Annotated in this window: 5 protein-coding genes; 2 read left to right on the forward strand and 3 right to left on the reverse strand. The window is 69.2% G+C overall.

What is annotated here, in order from left to right:
• Positions 1-1420: 1420 nt before the first annotated feature.
• Both ACWF9Z_RS27255 and ACWF9Z_RS27260 read left to right on the forward strand, forming a co-directional pair.
• Positions 1421-2059 (forward strand): helix-turn-helix domain-containing protein, encoded by a 639-nt coding sequence (locus tag ACWF9Z_RS27255; protein WP_239516702.1) that lies wholly within the window; start codon positions 1421-1423, stop codon positions 2057-2059.
• Positions 2056-2529 carry a MarR family transcriptional regulator gene (locus tag ACWF9Z_RS27260; RefSeq protein ID WP_356650366.1) on the forward strand — a complete coding sequence of 158 codons (474 nt, stop codon included), beginning with the start codon at positions 2056-2058 and terminating at the stop codon, positions 2527-2529. The genes ACWF9Z_RS27255 and ACWF9Z_RS27260 overlap by 4 nt, the downstream gene beginning before the upstream one ends.
• Positions 2530-2703: 174 nt before the next feature.
• Here ACWF9Z_RS27260 and ACWF9Z_RS27265 read toward each other — a convergent pair whose 3' ends face one another.
• The 3 genes from ACWF9Z_RS27265 to tap form a co-directional block, all read right to left on the reverse strand.
• The gene (locus tag ACWF9Z_RS27265; protein ID WP_453606096.1) at positions 2704-3600 is read right to left on the reverse strand and encodes a sigma-70 family RNA polymerase sigma factor; all 897 of its coding nucleotides are present in this window, start codon (positions 3598-3600) and stop codon (positions 2704-2706) included.
• 61 nt (positions 3601-3661) lie between these two features.
• Complete coding sequence (tpg, locus tag ACWF9Z_RS27270; protein WP_453606097.1) at positions 3662-4216, reverse strand: telomere-protecting terminal protein Tpg; 555 nt, start codon at positions 4214-4216, stop codon at positions 3662-3664.
• Between the two features lie 9 nt (positions 4217-4225).
• On the reverse strand, positions 4226-6016 hold a 1791-nt coding region (gene tap / locus ACWF9Z_RS27275), incomplete at its 5' end, for a telomere-associated protein Tap (protein ID WP_453606099.1).

A 6016-nucleotide genomic window follows, 5' to 3' on the forward strand; every position in this document is an offset into this window, starting at 1 on the left:
ACCGGCGGGACCCCTGGCGCTGCGCGCCTGGGAAGGGACCCCACCTCGCTGCGCTCGGTGGGGCCTGGCTCCGCCAGGCATAGCCCTGCCTTTGGCAGGGTGTTCTTCCGCTTTGCTCCAGAACGAAAGAGCCGCTTCGCGGGGCATCGCCCCCTCCTTCGGAGGGGAGTTCCTCCGCTTCGCTCCAGAACTAGAGAACACACCTCGCTGCGCTCGAGGGCCCCGCTTCGCGGGGCATAGCCCTGCCTTCGGCAGGGTGTTCTTCCGCTTCGCTGCAGAACCAAAAACCCACCTCGCTGAGCTCGGTGAGCCCTGGCTTCGCGGGGGTGTTCCTCCGCTTCGCTACGGAACCAGGAGGCTGGGTTTGGGGTGTAGCCGGCCTTTGGTGGTGGTTCTTTGGTTGTTCCAGGGTTCTGACTGGTGCTCAGGTGCGTAGAGGTTTGAGAGGGGGACTGGAGAGCCAGGAGACGTGGTCTGTCCCGGGTTTTGGGTGGGTGGTTCGCGGGGGCCGCGGTGAGTGAGGAGGGCGGAGTTTGTGGTTGAGAGGAGGGCTGGAGGGTTCTCGATGGTGTTCTGGGGTTGGGTTGGAACCGGCCAATTCGAGGGGGGCTTGGGTTTGAAGTGGTGGTTGAGGGTTTGACCTTTGAGGTGGGGAGTCTTTTTTGACGGTTGTCTGAGTGGGGGCCTAGTTGGGGTGGGGCAAGGCTTTGACCTGGTGTTTTGTGCGGGGTGTTAACGCCGTTAAGTCGGTGGGGGGTTGGGGGTGTTAACGGCGTTAACGGTGTTGAGGGGGGATTGATTCAAAGTGGAGTGTGGATAGAGACGGGAATCAGTCAGATTCTGCGGGGCTGTGGCTTGGGAGTGGGGGCTTGGGATGGGGGTGGGAGGGGCTCTGGAAGGGGTCGGTTCGGGGCTGGGGGAGAGGTCTGACGGGGCGTTGGGAACGGCGTTGAGCGCCTTGAGGGAAGCGTCCACCGGCCTATAGAAGGTACGGAGATGCGTTGCCGCAGGTCAGAGGGGGTGCGAGGGAAAAGATATGTCCCCTCAGGAGGGACATATCTCGGGTGTTGTGTCGCTGCTAGGGGGACACAACGACTGCGAAACGTCAGCGAGGCTGACGGAAAATGGGCTAAAAAGTCGGGGAGGCTGACGTTTTACGGGGGATGTGTCGGCGAACTGGCGGTGGGGTGGGTGGGGTTGGTCGGAGGGGGTCGGGAGGGGGTGCTCGGAAAGGTATGGCTGAGATATGTCACCTGTGGGGGGACACAAGACACGCCGAACGTCAACGAGCGTGACACTTGTGTCACCCTTGTTGACATACTGATCTCCGCAGATCAACGGAGTGGAGAGCAGCCTCGTGTCATCAGAGCCACAGCGCCGCCGGGGCAATCCGGCTGGGACCCCGCGTCCCGATCTGCCGGTGGACGATGCGATCTCGGCGTGGAGTCAGCCGCTGGCTCCGGTCAAGGATCTGGACAGTCTGGCGAAGCGGTACCCGACGCGGAAGCTGACTCTGGACGGCGAGCGGAAGCCGTTGGAGTTCTACGGGACCGAGAATCAGCCGAATGCGTTCTCGATGGACAGCCTCGAGTTCTTCCTCGTGATCGCCCAGTACTTCCGGGAAGCTCTGCCTCTGCGACTGATCCTGCTGCTCATTGCGTGCCAGCGGGCGGGGGGGCGGATTCCACTTACCCAGGAGGAGATGGCTACCATCCTGGATGTCAGCCGGACGAAGACCTCGGAAGCGCTGCACACGGTGATGTCTCATGGGATCGTCTTCAAGGTGCGGCGGGGTGTGTATCAGTTCAACCCGCCCTACAGTTATCGGGTGGCGGAGTTCATCCCGGGTACTGAGATGACGGGTGAGTTCGTGAAGGTGGAGCAGCACGGCACCATTTCGCAGATTCGTAGCGATACGAGCCTGCCGGACCTGGTGCGCTTCCCGTCGTTGGACCACATGAGGCAGGCCATCGCGGAACTGCGGGCCGAACGGGCAAGAGAGCGCGCTGCGCGTCGGGTGAGCCGGACGAAGCGCACGGGAGAAGGGACGGCTCAGTGAGCACCTTGCGATTCGCTGCGGTCAACGCCGACGGGCTCCTCTCCGACCTCGACCTGCCGCCGGCCGCCTACCGCGTGCTGCTGAAGCTACGTTCGCTCAGTGAGCCGGGCGGGCGGATCCTCATCGACCAGGCGACGGTCGGCGGGATGCTGGACCTGAGCCGGCCGAGCGTGAACGCGGCGCTGCGGAGCCTGGAGCTTGCCAAGCTGGTCAGGAAGATCCGTAACGGCGTCTACCAGATCAACCCGATGCTGGCCGGGTACAACTCGTTCGAGGACGCCGTGGCGGCCGTGAACGAGATGGACCCGGAGGAGCGGCTCGACGCACGGGGCTATGTCGCCAGCTACCACCGGGCGGTGGCGGCGTATCAGGACCAGCTGGCCGAGCAGCGGAAGAAGCGGGCCGCCCAGGCCGTGGCGAAGAAGGCGGCGGAGTCGAAGCGGCGTAGGGCACTGCACGCGGTTGGCTGATTGTGTGCCGTTTAAAGGGCTTCTGAGGGGCGCTCAGGGGCTTGTGAGGGCCTCGGGTATCCCCCGAGGCCCTTTGTGGTTTTCGGGGGCTGAGGAGGGCGTGGAGGGGTTGGCTGTCCGAGGGGGACTAGTGGGCAGTTCGACCTGCCGCACAGGGCCCCCTCGGACACGGCTTCAGGGGGTGGGTTCCGCGGGGACGAGGATGTCGAGGCCGGAGACGGACGCGGGGGTCGTGAAGACGGTGAGCTCGGTGATGCGGGTGTCCGCGATGGTGAACGTCATGACGCGGAAGGCGCCGTCGAAGAGGGAGACCACGCCCGGTCCACCGTTCACGAACGCGATCTGCGCGCTCCGCGCGAACTGTGCGAACGTGGCGGCCTGACGGGCCACCAGAGGTGCTCCGCGGACCGCGGACAGGGCTCCGGAGACGCCGATGTCGGCGCGGGCCACGACGTCGGGGTCGAGGATGTCCAGCAGGGCCTCGAAGTCCCCGCCGCGGGCCGCTCGCAGGAAGGCGCCGACGATGTGGCGTTGGCGGCCGAGGTCGGCCGGGGGCTGGATCTCGGCTCCCCGGACCCGGCGGCGGGCACGGCTGGCGAGCTGGCGGGCCGAGGCGGGGGTGCGCTCGGTGATCAGGGCGATGTCCTCGAAGGGCACGGCGAACAGGTCGTGCAGGACGAACGCGAGCCGTTCGGCGGGGGCCAGCCGGTCCAGGACCACGAGCAGGGCGGCGCCCACGGAGTCGGCGAGCAGGGCTTCGTCCTCGGGGTCCGCGGGCCGGGCGCCGCCGTGGGTCGGGCCCGGGTCCACCGGCCGGATGTCCAGGGGGTCTTCCCGGCGGGAGGTGCGGGAGCGGAGCATGTCCAGGCAGATCCGGCCGACCACGGTGGTCAGCCAGCCGGCGAGGTTGTCGATCTCGGCGGAGCCCGAGCGGACGAGGCGGAGCCAGGCCTCCTGGACGGCGTCCTCCGCCTCGGCGAGCGAGCCGAGCATCCGGTAGGCGACGGCCCTCAAGTGGCCGCGTGCTTCCTCGAACCGTTGCGCCAACTCGTCGTGCGCGTACTCGCTCAATGCCTCGTCCTGCCTTCCGGGGTCTTGGGGGAAGGCAATTGTCGGTCAGCTCCCGGAAGCGTCAGAAGTTGAGTTCGACGTAGTCGATGTCGGTGAACTCGACGAGGAGGCCCTGGGCCCGGGCGCCGTGGTCCTTGAAGTAGATCTCCTGCAGACCTTCGGCGGCGATGGTGCGCAAGTGGGCCTCGCCCGCCCCGGCCTCCTGGGCGCTGAAGAGGCGCGCGGCGTACTCCGCGGGGAGGTGCTGGGTGATGCGGCGCATCCGGCCGTCGTCGGTGGTGCCGGGGGCGGCGCTGAAGCCGAACCGGGCGCGGGTCTCGATGACGAGTCCGGTCTGCCGGGCGGCCTTGGCGCGGGCCCGCTTGCGGACCAGGGGCTGCCAGCGGCGGCGTACCTCGCGTTCCAGGCGGGTGGAGAGCGCCGGCTTGGGCTGCTTGATCTGGTCCTTCACGTACCGCTCGACGGTGCGTCGGGAGATGCCGAGGAGGTCGGCCACGGCCTTGGTGGATTTGAGCTGCTTCACCAGGTAGCGGATCTGGGCGCCCGCCGATTTGGGGATGGGGCGGGTGAAGTTCTGTTCGTCGGCGCGGTCGAGGCTGTCGCTGATGTCGGACATGGGTGGCTCTTACTCTCCGTCGGCCGCGGCGTCGTGGCCCTTGATGTGGCGGGCGGGGTTGTGGCGTTCGTCGAGCATCTGGACGGCCCAGAGCAGGGGCTGGGTGCCCTCGTGCTTGACCATGCCGGGGCTGACGCCGAGGCGGAAGCCGCCGGGCAGCGGCTTGCCCTCGGGGGTGCGGGGGAGGAAGTCGAGGGGGCTGGGGCCGTCGGAGAGGTAGACCGCGCAGTCGGAGAGTACGGCGATGGGGTACGCGCCGGCGGCCGTCGCGAGCTTGCGCATCTTGCGGTGCATGTTGACGCGGGCCGTCGAGATGACGGCGGCGCGGATGTCGGGGCGCCAGGTGGGGCGCTCCAGGGCGGGCCAGCTCTCGCCGGGGCGGTAGCCGGCGCCTTGCGGGCGCTCACGGAGTTTGCCGATGCCGCCCTTGACGGTGGACTTGATCGCGGAGAGCACCGCGGCCCGGTGGGGGTCCTGGCTCTTGTAGTCGGTCATGGCGGTGAGGAACTCGGCTTCGGTGAGGGCCGAGTGGATGCCGAGTTCCGCCATCGTCGCCATGTAGGCGTCGCGCAGGCGGGTGTACCAGGCGTCGAGGTAGGGGCCGTGCTCCGGGCGGACCCAGGCCTCGGAGGGCTGGACGCTGACTCCGAGTTCCTGGGCGTAGGCGAGGGTCGGAGTGGCGTACCAGGCGGGTCCGGTCGGGGGGCGGCCGTGCGGGGTGAAGGGGCTGGGGAGGCGGGGGTCGAGCTCGACGGCGGAGAGGTCCACGAGCCAGCAGCCGGGGAGCTTCGGGTCGAAGCGGGGGCGGGGGGCGTGCACGGCGGGGCCGGTTCCGACGAGGAGCCGGTTGGCGGCGGCGGCGAAGGCCATGTTCACGTCGATGCCGACGGCGTGGGCGCGGGCGCATTCGGCGTCGGTGAGGAGCTGCGGATCGCGGATCCAGTCGTACGCCTCTTCGTCGAGGACCTGGTCCGGGGTGCGCTGGTGGGAACGGGGGTAGAGGGCCGCGACGACCGGGTGCTCGTCGGGGGCCTCCGGGGGAGCGGGGTCGACGGGGCGGGTGAGGGAGCCGGCGACGGGGGCGGAGACCCAGGTGTGGGTGGCCTCGTCGCGTGCGGCGCGGGTGGGCGGGCGTAGCGCCGTCATCAGTTCCAGGCCGGAGACCGCGGTCGAGCCGCGGGGGGTGAGCACGCGGGCGGCGTAGGAGGTGAGCAGCTCGGCGAGTTCCGGGGCGGGGAGTTCGGCGGTGTGCTCGCCCCAGGCGCGGGGGTCGAGGGCGCCCCAGGGGAGGATCGCGAGCTGGACGCACTGGCGGCCGGTGGTGGGGGTGGCGGGCCGGTAGACGCGGGCCCAGGGGCCGAAGCCGCGGCGGGTCAGCTGCCATTTGGCTCGGGTGAGCTGCTTGATGACGGGGTGGTTGTCGGGGAGGCGGAGGCCGCGGCGGTCTTCGAGGACGAGGGGGAGGCCGAGGGATTCCGTGGCGGCGGGGGTGAGGACGAGGAGGGGGTCGCCGTCCTTGCCGTTGCGGTGGAGGCGGGGGGAGCGGAGGTCGGCGTCGGGGCCGAGGGCCCAGGTGATGAGGGCGGGCAGGGTGGTGGGGGGCGTGAGGATGACGCCGCCGGAGGCGTGGGCCTTGCCGGTGCCGTCGAGGACGGCGAGGGGGCCGTTGCCGTTGACTTCCAGGGGGTTGGGGTGGGGGGTGCGGTGGGGGGCGGGCCGGGCGTTAACGGTGGGCGTGCCCTTGGCCCCGTCGGCGTGCGGGTCGGGAGTGGTGTTAACGCCGTTAATGGGGTGCGTGCC

Source organism: Streptomyces sp. NPDC054961 (genome assembly GCF_053609145.1).

Bases quoted from the DNA above. Each gene is read 5' to 3' on its own strand.
- tpg (WP_453606097.1), bottom strand. From the start codon at position 4,216: ATGTCCGACATCAGCGACAGCCTCGACCGCGCCGACGAACAGAACTTC.